The sequence below is a fragment of the Maribacter sp. TH_r10 genome (assembly GCF_033101095.1).
Classification (GTDB): Bacteria; Bacteroidota; Bacteroidia; order Flavobacteriales; family Flavobacteriaceae; genus Maribacter_A; species Maribacter_A luteus.
Map to the genome: position 1 here is coordinate 97,333 of NZ_JAWMPY010000003.1, position 16,330 is coordinate 113,662.

Sequence of the window (16,330 nt, forward strand, 5' to 3'; positions counted from 1 at the left end):
ACAAATGAAAGAATTCAAACAATTTATAAACGGAAAATTCGTAAAATCAACTTCAACAGAAACCATAGAGATATTAAATCCGTGTACTGAAGAGGTATTGTCCCTTATGCCCGTGGGTTCGGTAGCAGATGCTAACGAAGCTCTTGATGCAGCTCAGGGCGCACAACACAATTGGAAGTCCCTTACGGCCGTAGAAAGGGCCGGTTATTTACATAAAATGGCAGATGTCATTAGAGAAAACAGAGTGTCCTTGGCCAAAACATTGGCGTCGGAGCAAGCCAAGGTAATTGGCTTGGCACAAGTAGAAATTGACGTTACCGCAGATTACTTTGATTATAATGCGGGTTGGGCCAGAAGAATTGAAGGCGAGATCATTCAAAGCGACCGTAAAAAAGAACACATATTTCTTCATAAAGCACCCATTGGTGTCGCGGTTGGCATATTACCATGGAACTTCCCGTTTTTTGTAATGGCCCGAAAAATTGCCCCTTCATTGGTAACGGGCAATACATGTATAATAAACCCTAGCTCGGTAGCACCGAATACGGTTATGGAATTTGCCGAATTAATAAAAAATATCGGAGTTCCTGCCGGAGTATTGAACTTTGTCTGCGGTAAAGGCAGTATTGTCGGTAATGCCCTTTCAAAAAGCCCGATAACGGGTATTATCAGTTTAACCGGTAGTGTTGGTGCAGGTCAAAAGGTTATGGAAGCCGCGTCAGAAAACATTACTAAGGTTTCTTTGGAATTAGGGGGTAAAGCTCCCGCAATTGTTTGTGCAGATGCTGATTTGGATTTAGCCGTAAACGCTGTTGTTTCCTCCAGGGTCATATTCAGCGGACAAGTATGTAACTGTGCCGAACGGGCTTACGTTGAGGATAGTATCTATGATGAATTCATGGAAAAAGTAACTAAAAAAATGGCCGAACTTAAGGTCGAGGACGCTTTTGCCACGAATGATCCCGATATGAGCAGTATGGTTTCCAAGGATCAAATTGAAAAGGTCGCAGAAATGGTGGAATTTGCTAAAAAAGAAGGCGCGGAAGTTGTGGTCGGAGGCACTCGGTCAGATAAATTCGACAAAGGTTATTTCTATCAACCAACGTTACTTGCCAATGTTAAGCAAGACATGCAAATTATTCAAGAAGAAGTTTTCGGACCGGTATTACCTGTAATGAAATTCACTACCTTAGATGAGGCAATAGCTTTATCAAATGATTGTGAATACGGCCTAACGTCTTCGATATTTTCTGAGAATTTCAATAAGGTTATGCATGCCTGCGAACAATTGGAATTCGGGGAAACCTACGTAAACCGTGAACATTTTGAAGCAATTCAAGGTTTTCATGCTGGATGGAAAAAATCGGGTCTAGGCGGTGCTGATGGCAAACATGGAATGGAAGAATACCTACAGACCAAAGTCATATACGCACAATATAGATAAAAAGCATACCACCAAGCTAAGAAACAAAAAGCACTTGTTAAATTAGAGACCCCCCAATCTACTTTAAAGACAGTGCTTTTTGTCTTTTTGTTTTAGACCTAAATTTAAACCAATTTTAGAATGACCGATACCAATAAAATCCCTGTAGTATCCAAAGAGGTACTTTTGCCTTTTATCATCATTACCTCATTATTTGCTTTATGGGGATTTGCCAATGATATTACCAACCCTATGGTCGCTGCTTTTGGGACCGTGATGGAAATTTCGACCGCAAAAGCCGCATTGGTGCAGTTCGCCTTCTACGGAGGTTACGCGACAATGGCAATACCAGCTGCCCTGTTTGTTCGGAAATACAGCTATAAAAAAGGAATAATATTGGGACTAATACTCTATGCAACAGGAGCTTTGTTATTTTATCCTGCCGCCAAATTCGAGGTTTTCGGATACTTTTTGGTTTCCTTATATATCTTAACCTTCGGATTGGCCTTTTTAGAAACTACCGCAAACCCTTTTATCCTTTCAATGGGAGATGAGCAGACAGCAACAAGAAGATTGAACCTTGCACAGGCCTTTAACCCAATTGGATCTCTTTTCGGCATGTTCGTAGCTTCGAAATTTATTTTGACCGCATTGGATTCCGACAAAAGAAACGCAGCAGGTGAATTGATTTTCAACACCTTGGATTCTGTTGAAAAAGCTGCCATACGAACCCATGATTTGGCGATTATTAGAGACCCATACGTTATCCTTGGTTTTGTGGTTATTGGCATGTTGGTCATTATTTCTATTACCAAAATGCCAAAAAGAGCCCATAAAAAAAACCAAACAAGTGCCATTTCCTCTTTTAAAAGGTTATTTAAAAACGGTAAATACAAAGAAGGGGTAATAGCCCAATTGTTCTATGTGGCCGCTCAAATCATGTGTTGGACGTTCATCATCCAATATGCAGGAAATCTGGGTATTCCAAAAGCTGAAGCCCAGAACTACAATATCGTTGCCATGAGTATATTTCTAATGAGCCGTTTCATAAGCACGTTTCTTATGAAATATGTGAACTCAAGAAAATTACTCATGATATTTGCCCTCTGCGCCATGTGTACCATTACCGGTGTTATATTGATAGAAGGCATCCTGGGCTTGTATCTTTTAGTCGCCACTTCGGCTTTTATGTCTTTGATGTTCCCTACGATTTATGGTATTGCACTCAATGGCCTAAAGGAAGAAGATACGGCTTTAGGTGCCGCAGGGCTGGTAATGGCAATCGTAGGTGGTGCATTAATGCCCATTCTACAGGGAACACTTATAGACATGGGAACCATAGGGCCGTTTTCGGGGGTTAATTTTTCGTTCATACTACCTTTTTTGTGTTTTGCCTTTATTGCTATTTATGGGTATAGAACTTTCAAGGTGCATGATTAATCGCTAATTATCCAATATGAAAAAATATTGTTTGGCTTTAGATTTAAAAGATGACCCTGTATTGATCGATCAATACAAGGCACATCATAAAAAAGTTTGGCCAGAGATCACACAGAGTCTTATTGATTCAGGAATCGAAAATGCTGAAATCTATTGTGTCGGCAATCGACTGTTCATGATTTTGGAAGTAAACGATTCATTCTCATTTGAACAAAAGGAACAAATGGACAATGCCAATAGAAAGGTTCAGGAGTGGGAAGAGCTCATGTGGAAATATCAGCAAAAAATGCCTTGGTCCAAAGAAAATGAAAAATGGGTATTAATGGATAAGATTTACGAATTAAAAGATTGAAAATCAAATGAGAGTAGGCCTGTTCATACCATGTTATATTAACCAATTGTACCCTCAAGTGGGTATAGCTACGCTGGAAGTACTGGAAAAATTAGGAGTGGATGTTTATTATCCTTCCGGTCAAACCTGCTGTGGACAACCATTGGGCAATTCGGGTTACGAGGAAGATGCAAAAGGGGCCTGTCAGGTGTTCGTTGAAAATTTCAAGGAATACGATTACATCGTTGGCCCGTCCGGAAGTTGTATCTATCACGTTAAAAAACATTTCGATATCATAGAACAAACCCCAGATGTCATCAATGTAAGAAATAATGCTTTTGAACTATGTGAGTTTATCGTTAAGATATTGGGGATAACCGATTTAGGTGCCTCATTCCCATATAAGGTTGGTTTACATAAAAGCTGTCACGGTTTAAGGGGGCTTCACTTGGGATCTTGTTCCGAAAGAATGGACGACCATTATTCAACAGAAGAAGATTTATTGGCCCACGTTCAGGGGCTCGAGTTAATGTCCCTGACCCGAAAAGATGAATGTTGTGGTTTCGGAGGAACCTTTGCGGTTTTCGAAGAGGCTATATCAGTAAAAATGGGAAAAGACCGCATTCAAGATCATTTGAACAATGAGGTAGAAGTTATCACCGGTGCCGATCATTCCTGTTTAATGCATTTAGAAGGATTGATCAATAGAAACAAGCAACCAATAAGGGTAATGCATATTGCTGAAATTTTAAATAGCAGTATTTAATTATGAACCACGCACAAAAGGCCGAAATATTCAATAAGAACGAAGCTAAAGTAAATTGGCACGACAAAGCTTTGTGGTATGTTAGGGAAAAAAGGGACAATGCCGCACATGGTGTCAAAGGCTGGGAACAGTTAAGGGATTTGGCATCCGGAATCAAAGCCCATGTCCTATCTAACCTAGATGAACTTTTAATTGAATTTGAAACGAACGCACAAAAAAACGGCATTACCGTACATTGGGCGTCAAATGCTGAAGAACATAATAAGATCATCAATACAATTCTGACCGAAAAGAATGCCAAAAAGGTGGTTAAGAGCAAGTCAATGCTTACTGAGGAATGCCATTTAAATCCGTATTTGGAATCCAAAGGCTTTGAAGTTGTTGATACTGATTTGGGGGAATATATTGTGCAAATAGCAAAAGAAACACCCAGTCACATCGTTCTACCGGCCATTCACAAGACCAAAGAGGAAGTCGACACCTTGTTCCAAGAACATTTGGGCACAAAACCTAGTAATGGAAATCCGGAATACTTGACCAATGAAGCCCGAAAACACCTACGTACAAAATTCTTAACAGCCGATGTTGCCATTACAGGCGTTAATTTTGCCATAGCCGAAACAGGAGGTTTTGTGGTATGTACCAATGAAGGTAATGCTGATATGGGAGCCCATTTGGCAAAAACCCATATAGCATGTATGGGCATAGAAAAGCTTATCCCCAAAGAAGCCCATCTTGGTGTATTTTTACGTCTTTTGGCCAGAAGTGCCACAGGACAGCCCATTACGACCTATTCTTCCCATTTCAACAAACCATCGGAAGGTTCCGAAATGCACATCGTAATTGTGGATAATGGTAGAACGGAACAATTAAGCCGTGAAGATTTCCGATCTTCATTACATTGTATACGTTGTGGGGCCTGTATGAACACCTGCCCTATTTACAGGCGTAGTGGCGGCCATAGTTATGATGCCACCATCCCCGGTCCCATTGGGTCTATATTATCCCCAGGGAAAGATTTGACCAAACATAGCTCTTTGCCTTTTGCCTCAACTTTATGTGGATCATGTTCCAATGTTTGTCCCGTAAAAATCAATATACATGAACAACTGTACAAATGGAGACAGATAATCACTAAAGACATAGAACAACCTGTTGTCAAGAAAACAATTTTAAAGATGACCGGCAAGGTTTTTTCAAAACCCAAGTTTTATGGTCTCGCTGGTCGGTCTGTTCGGTTTATGCTCAAATATGCCCCTAGGTTTTTGGTTTATTCCAAATTGAATGCTTGGGGTAAGGCACGTGAACTCCCCCAAATAAAAAATGGGAATTTTGATCAATGGTATAAAGAAAAAAGAAGTAAATAATGGGCAGGGAAGAAATATTAAATTCGGTACGAAAAAACAAACCGGAATTGTTGCCATTACCAGAGATCAATGTTGATCTCTTTAATGAGGATATAGACCTTCTTAGCGGTTTTAAGGAAAAAGTGGCCCTTGTAGGGGGCACGATCAAGCAATTGACCTCTTCAAAGGATATTGATAATGAGATAATGATGATGTACCCTAATGCCACGAACATTGTAAATCGTACACAAGTGTCGTCTTTAGGAACGGTTTCCATTTCAGAAAAAACACAACCCAAGGATTTGGAGGATGTTGATTTGGCAATACTTCGCGGTACGTTCGGTGTAGCGGAAAACGGAGCCATTTGGATATCGGAAGAACAGCTTTACATTCGGGCCTTACCTTTTATAACCAATGACCTGTTGATTATTTTGGGCAAAAAAGACATTTGCCAAAATTTACATAAGGCCTATGAGCTTATTTCCAAAAGAAAACGCACTTTCGGTTTATTCATTTCCGGACCATCAAAGACAGCCGACATAGAACAATGTTTGGTCATTGGTGCCCAAGGAGCGTTAAGTTTAACCGTCTTGTTAATTTAGGATATAAAATATCATTCCACAGAAAGAAACCCCCAACGTTTTATTATAAAATCAGAACCCAACTCCTTTATGTAGAGTTTAGGAATAATAGGTTGTTTTATAAGATCGGCACATTAATTCCCTCTTAATTTATCTACTTTAGCGTTCGCGTTTTTAGCAATATGCCTATCATAATCCTGGGTATATAGCGTTGCTATGGTACTATATTCCCCTGCCAGTTTATTGTAGTTTGCCCAAGCCTTATCATACGCTTTGATCCACTTCTTAACTTCTTTACCATTACCATTGGCTTCGGCATGTTGCATGTAAACAAGGGTTCTATAAATGGTGTACAATCTTAAGCCGTACTCAGCCGATCCGATGGCATGGTTTTTCGTAGCCTCATTTTGCCAATCAATCGATTTGGCCAGCTTAACTATTTCTTTCCATTTGGCTACGGATTCGTCTTTTTGCGCCAAGTTCCTTTTTTGTTGTAATTCCCCTTTTACCACCATTGGCCAGGCAATGCCTTGATCTCTTGTCCACCAAGGGTTCATGTCCCTGAACGTACTATTCCTTCCCCTTACTACTGCTTGGGCAGAAAGCAAGGCCAATTTCCTGAATTTAGCGATATCATCACCCTTAAGGTGTAACCGTTCCATCGCATATCTATTAAAAATAAATTCCTCACTTTTATCGGTATGTAAGGCCCATTGTGCCATTACCCATGAATTCAAATCGCACCACATTTCATCTTTGATGTAAGGACCATTCCATCCTCCGCCCCTCGACCATGTCCAGATACCGGCATATAATCCAGGTTTTGTTTCAACAAATTCCCTAATACTATTGATTTGCCCTTCGGGCATTCTTGTATGCTCTTCAAAACCTTCAATAACCCCATTGGCGATATAGTTGGGATAGGCTCCTTTTCCTTCGTATTCGCGAGCGGATTGTACTTCTATGATTTGGGGATGGCGCCCTTGACCGATTACCTTACTGAACGCATTGGATCTATGAAAATCACCTTCACAGTGCTTAACACTGATAATCAAATTTTTATGGGGGGCTATGGCATCACTTACTTTTAGGTAATCTTCCAAATTAACATCGAACGCACCCCAAGTCCTAAAGATCAACTGCTTGTTCCTTTTTTCACAAATTTCTTCCTTAAGGATCTGCATTAAGGGAATGATCGTTTTTTCTGGGCTTTTTTTATTATCTATTGCGCCTAAATGATAGGGGGCATCATGCAAATACGTTTCACCGATACGCACTACCAAGCCGTCCAGATCCGGAAATTGATCGAACATTTCATTGATTTGCGCTCGTATCAACTTTTCGGTCAAAGGATCATTCGGGTTCCCAAAGGTTTCCTCGATACCGTATTTTGCTATTAATCGCTTCGGAAACAAAACCAAATCGGACATTGCAAAAATCTTCATATCCTGCGCTTTACAGGCCTTATGCATTTGTTTTATCTGTTTCGCCTTTGCATCTACCCATTTCCTATCTTCCGAACCTTTGGGTAAAATATCTAGATCTACCGATTCCCAATCAATGGCCAAGGCAGGGGATTCGAAAAGGAAATATACTTTCCCATTATAACCCATTTCCTTGATTACTTTTGGGTCGTTATAAACGGACTGATATGGGGCCTCTCCCGGGTTATGGTGTACCATATCCAAGACTAAAGGGGCTGAAATGGTATTCGTATCCTGACCCATTACTTTAGTACCAAAAACAGCTAAGAACACTAAAACCGATATTCCTATTTTTTTAATTTTCATATTTAATAATTTTAACAACTTATTTTCATTTCAGGTATAAAAGCATCATATCCCAACTTACGTATTTTCAACATCATTCTATTTCCAAGGTGTATTCAATTGGGACTATAGTCCCATCTTCTCGAAATGACATTTTTTCAAAACATGCAGATCTACGGTGAAATGAACCTTCATTTAAATCCCCACGATGGTAAAACAAATACCAGTCGCCTTTAAATTCTATCGCTGAAGTATGATTCGGTGCTTTCGGGGCATCTGGAGCTAATTCACCTTTTAATGTAGCATATTTTGGTAATGGCGTTTCTGCCATCCAATACTTCGTAACAGGGCCAACCCTAGCACTAAAATAATATATCCCGTTTCGTTTAAAAACATGCACTGCTTCACTCACTGTTTCTTCAGAAAGTCGAATCCAATCACCATCTAATTCAATCATATTATCTTTAAGCTTAGCTCCCATTATATGAGCCCCTGGATCTCCTATATTGACTTTATGATCATTGCCATAAATGTAAGCTTGCCCATCATCATCAACAAAAACGGTAGGGTCAAATATGGTTGTTATTTCCTTTGTAACAGCTTCTTCCCAAGGGCCAACCGGCGTTCGACTCTTTGCCACACCAATATGTGTTTTATCATATGGAAAGTAAAAATAATACCAACCCTCCCAGTAGGCCACATCCGGCGCATTCATTTGTCCATGAGCCCAGACATATTCCCGTGGTTTTAGTACCACACCGTGATTTTTCCAAGTTTTCATATCAGAAGACTCCAATATCGCATAATCTTGCATCGTACTAAATGAAACAGCACCCTCTACATCCCTGGAACAATACACATAAACTTTACCATTATAGACTTCGGCGGCTGGATCTGCTGCATAGATAAACCCAGCATCTTCCTTGTTTAAAATCGGATTTTGGGCGTTTAAAGCACATATTACTACTAAAAACAATGGGAGAATCATCGATTTCATTGACTAACTATTATATATTTTGTTCATTTCGATAATTTCTAATGTCCTGTAACTTCTGAATTAATGGAGTGTAGTTCTTCCCCCTGTAAACCATACCATGCATTTATTACCCTTGGGTTATCACTAGGCCTGTATTTAATAACTATGGGGTACCAACCCGATTTCAAGGCAACCTTTCCATACCGTTTTCTTGGACCGTGCCATCCACTATTGTCCACAACCAAAGTATCCCCGATATATAAATGATCACCACCATCCGATCGGGTTTCAAACTCATAAATACCATCCTCCTCGGCATGGAAATACCCGGAAAATACCATATTGAACCTTTTCCCTTCCTTATAGTCGGCCAGATCGATACTATCTACCTTTTGCCAAGCCTGACCCTTATTTAATTCTAAATCAGCAACTTTCTTGTATTTCCCTTTAAGGATGAATCTTTTCAATCCCTTTTCTGTTGGCGTTACCCCGACAGGATCCAAATACGATTTTTGGATCACTTTCGTTTTCTTGATGTCGTTATAAATATCCCCTTTATAGGCCCTTGCTTTGATTTCCACGGTATCGGTTACCACGAATGGCCCCGAATATCGCAATGATCCTTTTGTGGGTACAGACCCGTCAGTGGTATAATAAATCTCTACGCCTTCCAACGGATAGGCAAGATCCAACTTAACCTTTGTACTGTCTACCATGGCCAATTCCTTATCCAATCCCTTTACGATAGGGATGTAATAATAAACCCCCATTTCTTCCAATCTAGGGTATTGTTTTTCCACTCTAGTGTTAAATGCCATAAAGTCCTTGCTCTTCTTCGGAGCCCAAGCATTTTCCGCCACTGCGATCATTCTGGGAAAAGCTTGGTATTGCAACCTCTTAAAACTAGGTATCCATTCGGACCAAAGGTTGGCCTGTATACCTAGGACATTGGCTTCCTCCTTTTCTGTAAAACTTTTTGGGACGGGTTCATAGTTATAGATCTTTTCCAATGGATTCCCTTCGTTCAAATAATCGAAATAATAGGCATCGGTAGTAGTGATTATAACATCATTACCTTGCTCTGCTGCTTTCTTAGGCGCTTCCGGGCGCCACCCTCTCCACCACATCACTGTAGCGTCTTTTGTTAAACCACCTTCCACGATTTCGTCCCAACCCAATAATTTCTTCCCTTTGGAATGCAGAAATCGTTCTATATCCCTATTAAAAAAAGATTGTAGTTCATGCTCGTCTTTCAATCCATTATCTGCAATAACTTTTTGACAGTGTGGGCATACTTCCCATGATTTGATGTTGACCTCATCCCCTCCTATATGAATGTATTCCGTAGGAAATAATTCTACAACCTCACTCAAAACGTTCTTCATGAATTCGTAAGTAGTTTCTTTTCCCAAACAAGTTGGATAAGTAAATACGGTATCCCATCCGGATTCTTCATTACATGATAAAAACGGATAATTATCTATGGCCGATTTAAAGTGTCCAGGCATATCAACCTCTGGAATTACGGTGATACACCTATCATCTGCGTAAGAAATAATTTCCTTTATTTGTTCTTGGGTGAAAAATCCGCCATACTTGCGTTCACCATCCACTTCCTTGAATTTTGCCGGATCAATGGTGTACAGATCGTTTTCCACTGCCCTGGTATTGCAAATCGTATCCTGATTATTGGGAATTCTCCACGCCCCTTTTTCGGTCAATAGTGGATACTTTTTTATCTCCATACGCCAACCTTGATCATCGGTAAGGTGCATATGGTAGGTGTTCATTTTATAAAGCGCCAAATAATCCAAGAATTGCTTCACTTCATCCACATCAAAGAAATGGCGGCTAAAATCGTTATGCATACCGCGCCATTCAAACCTAGGTTCGTCCTGTATATCGACACTGGGAACATACCAATCCGTATCAACTAGCCCATTTTGCTCAATTTCCTTCGGCAAGAGTTGCCTTATGGTTTGTACCGCATTGAAAAAACCCGATGCTTCAGTGGCTTCAATAGTGATTTTATCCGGATTCACATGTAAACCATATCCGCCATTCTTAAAACCTTCCTTGGTAATGAAAACGATTCCTTTTTCCAGGATTCCCGAACTTTTTTCCAGTGTAAAACCAGCTGCTTTCCCCAACAGTCCGTTAAGAAAACCTACGGCCTTATCCGAAATACCGTCCGATTGTGCCAATGGTGTTTTCGCACTTATTTCAAAGGAACCCTCACCTAAGGTAAAATTCAAGGGTTTGGGAATAATGGCAATGTCATCTTCCGTAAAACCCGGGTTTGGGGTGTTACAGGAAATTATAAGGATCGTTACCCATAGGGGCAGTAACCTTTGCGCCATTCTTACTGTTGAAGTGATTGATTTTTTCATTTGCTCTAGTTATCGCTGTATAATATATTTTAAGTTCTTTTCCACGGAAGCATCAAAAGCCTCCTTTATGGCTTGAGTTATATTTGCCTTGTAAACACATGCCTAACAGATTATTATCTTATTTCCATTTTATAAATGGTATCTATACGGTCGGCATCCAATGCACCGGTATATAGAAAAAGTCCTTCTTTTACTTGCTTATACCTGATTTTGCTCCCTCCATCGAAACTGGTTACCGATTTAACCTTCTCCTTGAGCTCGGGAATAAAAACATAGGGTTCGGTAGGGGCATCCAGAACGTGCACATACAAGGTCTTGTCCTTTTTGGTAATGGTACCCCATTCCTGTGAGTTGATGACCCCTCCTCTGGTGCCATAGATACTTTCACCATAAGTACCGGTCCATTCCCCGATTTCACTTAAGGTATCAACAAATTCCGGTTGTATTTTACCGTTTGGCATGGGACCTATGTTCAACAGTAAGTTACCGTTTTTACCCGCCGCATTGACCAAAAAGTGGATCAATTTTTTCGTGCTCTTGAACTTTTTGTCATAGATGCTATACCCCCATTTCCCGGCCATGGTAGCACAAGACTCCAAGGGTAATTGGCTAACCTGTACCCCATCACTGTAACCGCCGTGGTTTTCCCCTGGCAGATCACGTTCAAAGGTCTGTACATCTTCCCCGGCAATGGGTTGAATATGATGGTTGTTGGCGATAAGGGTATTCGGACTCAGCTCATGGATCAAACTATAGATTTCGTTATACTTCCAATCTGCTTGCTTTTGGTCCCAATGTCCATCAAACCAAATCATTCCTATTTCCCCATAATTGGTAAGTAACTCCGTTAGTTGCTTTTTCATAAAGCTAACATACTTTTCCCAAGCTTCTTTATCTCCTTTTTTACCTGCTTTGTAATCTTCCCTTTTCCAATCGAGTAGCGAATAATAGAAATTCAGCTTTATACCTTCCTTTTTGCAGGCCTCTGCCAATGCTTTTAACGGGTCTTTTCCGTAAGGCGTAGCATCTACAATGTTAAAATCGCTCGCATCGGTATCGAACATACTAAAGCTATCATGGTGTCTAGTGGTAATCGTAATATATTTCATCCCGGCGGCCTTGGCCAACTTTACCCATTCTTCGGGATCATAATCCTGAGGGTTGAAAAAACCTGCCAAACGCTCGTAGTTGTCAGCTTTTATCTTTTTTATGAACATGACCCATTCACCATCTGCCAAAACGCTGTACACGCCCCAGTGGATGAACATCCCGAACTTCATGTCCTGAAATTCCTTTCGGGCCTGTAAATTACCTTCGGTGGGGGTATAATCCGGCATTGGGAAATCATAGTGTTTTTGGGCATTACTGGTAAATGTAAGTAAACCTAATAGGCAAATAATGGCTATCTTATTCATATTGATTTGTTTTTTTATTTTTCTTAATTAATAACTGGGCTTGGACCCATTTCAAATTCCAAAACACCACCTTTGGTGATTTCTTCGTGAGAAATCCAAAAGCGATTCAATGGTTTTCCATTCAATTTGATTGTTTGTATATAAATATTTTCTTTTGAATTGTTTTGGGCGATAATCCTGAATGTTTTTCCTGGATAATAGTTGCTGTCCAATTTAATTTCGACATCATTGAAAACCGGACTCGTGATTTGGTATTTATTATCCCCCGGATTTATGGGATGAATACCAATGGAAGCCAACACATACCACGCAGACATTTGACCTACATCCTCATTACCGCATAATCCGTACGCATCGGTACCGTAAGCCTTATCACAAATTTTACGGGTATATTTTTGGGTCAAGTGCGGTACACCGGCTTCATTGAACATAAACGGTACATGATGCACAGGTTCATTGGCATGGTTGTAATAATTATTCCAAAGAAAGTCTTCGGGCGTGTTTTCAAAAAAAGTGATCAATTCATTTTTAAAAGCTTCTTCACCACCCATCAAGGTCTTTAACCCATCGATATCGTGGGGTACAAACCAACCTTGTTGAAACGGATTGCTTTCAATACACCCTTGGCCATGAACGGTTTTCCCTTTCCATTCCAACCAAGTTCCGGTGCTATCCTTAGCCCTAAACCAGTTGACTTCATCGTTCCAGATATTCTTATAATTTTTACTTTTTTCGAAATAGGTTTCGGCAATCCCATTTTTGCCCAACGCTTGTGCAAAGGTTGCCAACGCCCAATCGGAATAGGCATATTCCAAGGTTTTGGAAATGTGCTTGTGTGAATACCCTAACTCACCATTTCCTGTGTTGTTCACCGTGTTCAATGAATACTCAAAGGCTTTTTCCACATCGTAGTTACGAATTCCTTTTTGGTAAGCATCGTTAATTACCGAAACTGCAGGATTCCCCAACATTACGCCCGAATAGGAATTCAGCATTTCCCAGCGTGGTAAATATTCGCGACCACTTAACGCTGCCATTTGTAATAGGGAATTGATTTCATCATCGACCAATGCAGGATTGATAATGGTTTGTAACGGAAATTGTGAACGAAACACATCCCAACCACTGAAAATAGTACGGTAAGTAAAATTATCGGTTTGGTGCACTTGTTTATCGGCCCCTATATAGTTTCCGTTTACATCTGAAAAAGCCCGAGGATCGATTAAGGTATGATGAAGTGCGGTGTAAAAAATGGTTTTTTCCCTATCGGTTGCACCGGATACCGCTATGTTTGAAATGGCCGTACTCCATAAGTCACGTGCTTCTTGCCTGGTTTTATCGAATTCCCAATGATCGATATCGTGCTCGAGATTTTCCTTGGCACCTGCGATACTCACGAATGAAATGCCGCTTTTCACCAACACCTGTTCTCCTTCTTTTGTGCTGAAATCGGTATAAAACCCTAAATGCTTGCCTTGCATTTCATTTCTACCTTTAAAAATTTCGGCATTTTTAACTGCATCTTGATAATTTTCCCTTCTGATAAAACGCATCTTTCTAGGCACGTCAGGAATATCGGCACTCCAAATACCATAGTCTTTTAACGGCTTGCTAAATTGGCAGTGGAAATACACCACATAATCGGCGTTACCGGCCCCAGCGCCCCAGCCACCACCTTCCGGGGGACATTTCATCCAGCCTTCAATCGTGTTTTCGTCAACTACCCTGATGTATTGTTCCGTTGATGTACCACCAACGCGACGTGATAAATCGATTTGAATTCGTGAACTGTCATTTTCCGGATAAGTGAATCTGATTATTCCTGCCCTTGGTGCCGCCGTCAATTCTGCCTTTACTCTATAATCGGCTAAAGTCACTGCGTAATAGCCTGCTTGGGTTACTTCGGTATCATGTGAAAACCGAGATCGGTAACCATCTTCCGGGTTTTCAGGAACACCTCTATTCGTATGTAATTTGCCGGTTGTGGGCGTCACTAAAAAGTTGCCCAAATCGCCAAACCAACCTACACCGCTCATATGTGTAAAACTGAAACCTTCGAGTGTTGGATGCTCGTACGAATAGCCCGAACCATTATCACCACCCGTAAAAGTATCCGGACTTAATTGTACCAAGCCAAAAGGGGTTGCGGCACCCGGAAATGTTTTTCCAAAACCATGGGCATCTTTGGATTTTTTCCCATAGGTAATGGCCCCAATAATAGGGTCTATATAATCTACCGGTTGCTTTTCCCCTTCTACGACTATTGCCGCCACTGTATCATCTTTATCCGTTTTTGAGGATGAGCAGGATACAGCAACTATCATACTTAGTATAAAGCAGAAATAAAGCAGCGATTTTCTTTTTTGGATTCCCATATATGCGTTGTGTTCTTTTAGGAACTTAATGTGCTCCCGATTTTTCGGCAACTCCCGACTTATAAATATCGACAGGAACGTCATTCTGTTGTAACTCCCCAGAGGTAGTTCTTCCGTTTTCAACAATTCGTTCTAATTCTTCCGTTAGCCTTTTAACTATTTTAGGATGCTTTTTATATACATTGGTGGTTTCCTCCCAATCCTTTTTCATGTTATACAGCTGTATCTGGGGCAAACCTTCCATTACGGCTTTTTTATCTGTTGGGGCACTCCATCCTCCGGAACCTGGAGTCAATTCCAATTTCCATTTTTTATTTCTAATGGAGAATTTCCCATTAATGGAATGGTGCACCACCAATTTATAATCCGTTTTGGCCTTATTGTTTTTCAATAGCGGAAGAATACTGTACGAATCCACACCATCATCGGCATCCAATTCCACACCGGTGATCGCTGCACAGGTTGCCATTAAACTCGTCTGGCAGATAAGCTGGCTATTGGTTGTATTGGGTTTGATCTTCCCGGGCCATTTGACGATAAACGGGATCCGATGGCCACCTTCCCAAATATCGGATTTGTATCCCCTAAAATCCGCACTGGGGTAATGACCGAATTCTTTTTCCAATTTCCCTGCTTTGGCAACAGGGGCCGAACAGCCATTATCACTGGTAAAGAAAACAAGTGTGTTTTTTTCCAACCCGTTTTCTTTTAGTGACTTTAATACTTTGCCTACCACGAAATCTGTTTCCATTACAAAATCCGCATAACTTCCCATGCCACTTTTTCCTTGCCATTCCTCTGAAGGTACAACGGGGCTATGAGGGGAATTCAGAGCCAAATACAAGAAAAACGGTTCTTTTTTCTTTGTACTTTCCTTGATATAATCTTTGGCATGTTCACCCAAAAACTGGAGCATTTTTATTGGGGCCATATGATCTATAACCTTGTCATCTTTTATAACCGTATTCATTGAGGCGGAGTGATGAAAACCTATATAACCATCAAAACCCCTACTCACTGGCCCATTGGGCACATTAGCTCCGATTGGCGCATTAACCAACTTTTTACCGTTATACATGTCAAAAGGTTTTCCATCATTATCCAAAAAACTAAATCCCAAATGCCATTTACCCATGGCCATGGTAGTATAGCCCGCTTTTTTTAATAAACCGGGCACTGTTGTCAATTCTTTGTCTATCAAAGGTTCAAACTCATTACCGCCTCGTAACACGCCATTTTGTAGTTTTGATCTCCAAGAATACCTACCGGTTAATAAGGAATATCTAGATGGAGTACAAACCGCAGAAGCAGAATGCGCATCTGTAAAAGTCATACCCTCTTTGGCAAAAGCATCAATTGCCGGGGTTAGGATTTTTCCCTTTTCAGGGTTTAAGGCCTGTACATCACCATACCCTAAATCATCACAAATGATATATACGATATTTGGTTTTTCTTGTGCCTTTAACAGTTGCACGCTTAATAACAACATTAAAATCAACCTACATGTATTCATAACTA

Annotated in this window: 12 protein-coding genes; 6 read left to right on the forward strand and 6 right to left on the reverse strand. The window is 40.5% G+C overall.

The features are described from left to right. Window positions 1–4 precede the first annotated feature (4 nt). From aldA to R3X28_RS09800, 6 genes are all read left to right on the forward strand, one after another. Window positions 5–1,444, forward strand: a complete 1,440-nt coding sequence (gene aldA, locus R3X28_RS09775) for an aldehyde dehydrogenase (protein WP_154368076.1) — start codon at window positions 5–7, stop codon at window positions 1,442–1,444. Window positions 1,445–1,564: 120 nt separating this feature from the next. Further along, window positions 1,565–2,863: an L-fucose:H+ symporter permease gene (fucP, locus tag R3X28_RS09780; protein WP_317664140.1), complete on the forward strand. Its 1,299-nt coding sequence runs from the start codon at window positions 1,565–1,567 to the stop codon at window positions 2,861–2,863. 16 nt (window positions 2,864–2,879) lie between these two features. Further along, on the forward strand, window positions 2,880–3,215 hold the full coding sequence (locus tag R3X28_RS09785) for an L-rhamnose mutarotase (protein WP_317664141.1): 336 nt from the start codon (window positions 2,880–2,882) through the stop codon (window positions 3,213–3,215). Window positions 3,216–3,222: 7 nt separating this feature from the next. Next, window positions 3,223–3,960 (forward strand): (Fe-S)-binding protein, encoded by a 738-nt coding sequence (locus tag R3X28_RS09790; RefSeq protein WP_317664142.1) that lies wholly within the window; start codon window positions 3,223–3,225, stop codon window positions 3,958–3,960. A gap of 2 nt (window positions 3,961–3,962) precedes the next feature. Continuing rightward, a complete protein-coding gene (locus R3X28_RS09795; protein WP_317664143.1) occupies window positions 3,963–5,327 on the forward strand; it encodes a lactate utilization protein B in 1,365 nt (454 codons plus the stop codon). Continuing rightward, entirely contained in the window at window positions 5,327–5,908 is a 582-nt protein-coding gene (locus tag R3X28_RS09800; RefSeq protein WP_317664144.1) for a lactate utilization protein C, read from the forward strand. Before R3X28_RS09795 ends, R3X28_RS09800 begins: the two co-directional genes overlap by 1 nt. 113 nt (window positions 5,909–6,021) lie before the next feature. On the opposite strand, the gene R3X28_RS09805 is transcribed toward R3X28_RS09800, so the two are convergent. From R3X28_RS09805 to R3X28_RS09830, 6 genes are all read right to left on the reverse strand, one after another. Continuing rightward, on the reverse strand, window positions 6,022–7,677 hold the full coding sequence (locus R3X28_RS09805) for a hypothetical protein (RefSeq protein WP_317664145.1): 1,656 nt from the start codon (window positions 7,675–7,677) through the stop codon (window positions 6,022–6,024). A gap of 73 nt (window positions 7,678–7,750) precedes the next feature. After that, window positions 7,751–8,653, reverse strand: a complete 903-nt coding sequence (locus R3X28_RS09810; protein ID WP_317664146.1) for a family 43 glycosylhydrolase — start codon at window positions 8,651–8,653, stop codon at window positions 7,751–7,753. Window positions 8,654–8,691: 38 nt separating this feature from the next. After that, the gene (locus R3X28_RS09815) at window positions 8,692–11,022 is read right to left on the reverse strand and encodes a family 20 glycosylhydrolase (RefSeq protein ID WP_317664147.1); all 2,331 of its coding nucleotides are present in this window, start codon (window positions 11,020–11,022) and stop codon (window positions 8,692–8,694) included. A gap of 113 nt (window positions 11,023–11,135) precedes the next feature. Beyond that, window positions 11,136–12,437: an alpha-L-fucosidase gene (locus tag R3X28_RS09820; protein ID WP_317664148.1), complete on the reverse strand. Its 1,302-nt coding sequence runs from the start codon at window positions 12,435–12,437 to the stop codon at window positions 11,136–11,138. Window positions 12,438–12,460: 23 nt separating this feature from the next. After that, window positions 12,461–14,761, reverse strand: a complete 2,301-nt coding sequence (locus R3X28_RS09825; protein WP_317664149.1) for a GH92 family glycosyl hydrolase — start codon at window positions 14,759–14,761, stop codon at window positions 12,461–12,463. 76 nt (window positions 14,762–14,837) lie between these two features. Further along, window positions 14,838–16,325 (reverse strand): arylsulfatase, encoded by a 1,488-nt coding sequence (locus R3X28_RS09830; RefSeq protein WP_317664150.1) that lies wholly within the window; start codon window positions 16,323–16,325, stop codon window positions 14,838–14,840. Window positions 16,326–16,330: the final 5 nt, after the last annotated feature.

Excerpts from the sequence above, each read along its gene's own strand:
- fucP (WP_317664140.1), top strand. The coding sequence starts at position 1,565 with ATGACCGATACCAATAAAATCCCTGTAGTATCCAAAGAGGTACTTTTG.
- R3X28_RS09810 (WP_317664146.1), bottom strand. The coding sequence starts at position 8,653 with ATGAAATCGATGATTCTCCCATTGTTTTTAGTAGTAATATGTGCTTTA.
- R3X28_RS09825 (WP_317664149.1), bottom strand. The coding sequence starts at position 14,761 with ATGATAGTTGCTGTATCCTGCTCATCCTCAAAAACGGATAAAGATGAT.
- R3X28_RS09790 (WP_317664142.1), top strand. The coding sequence starts at position 3,223 with ATGAGAGTAGGCCTGTTCATACCATGTTATATTAACCAATTGTACCCT.
- R3X28_RS09820 (WP_317664148.1), bottom strand. The coding sequence starts at position 12,437 with ATGAATAAGATAGCCATTATTTGCCTATTAGGTTTACTTACATTTACC.
- R3X28_RS09800 (WP_317664144.1), top strand. The coding sequence starts at position 5,327 with ATGGGCAGGGAAGAAATATTAAATTCGGTACGAAAAAACAAACCGGAA.
- R3X28_RS09785 (WP_317664141.1), top strand. The coding sequence starts at position 2,880 with ATGAAAAAATATTGTTTGGCTTTAGATTTAAAAGATGACCCTGTATTG.
- R3X28_RS09815 (WP_317664147.1), bottom strand. The coding sequence starts at position 11,022 with ATGAAAAAATCAATCACTTCAACAGTAAGAATGGCGCAAAGGTTACTG.
- R3X28_RS09795 (WP_317664143.1), top strand. The coding sequence starts at position 3,963 with ATGAACCACGCACAAAAGGCCGAAATATTCAATAAGAACGAAGCTAAA.
- R3X28_RS09805 (WP_317664145.1), bottom strand. The coding sequence starts at position 7,677 with ATGAAAATTAAAAAAATAGGAATATCGGTTTTAGTGTTCTTAGCTGTT.
- R3X28_RS09830 (WP_317664150.1), bottom strand. The coding sequence starts at position 16,325 with ATGAATACATGTAGGTTGATTTTAATGTTGTTATTAAGCGTGCAACTG.
- aldA (WP_154368076.1), top strand. The coding sequence starts at position 5 with ATGAAAGAATTCAAACAATTTATAAACGGAAAATTCGTAAAATCAACT.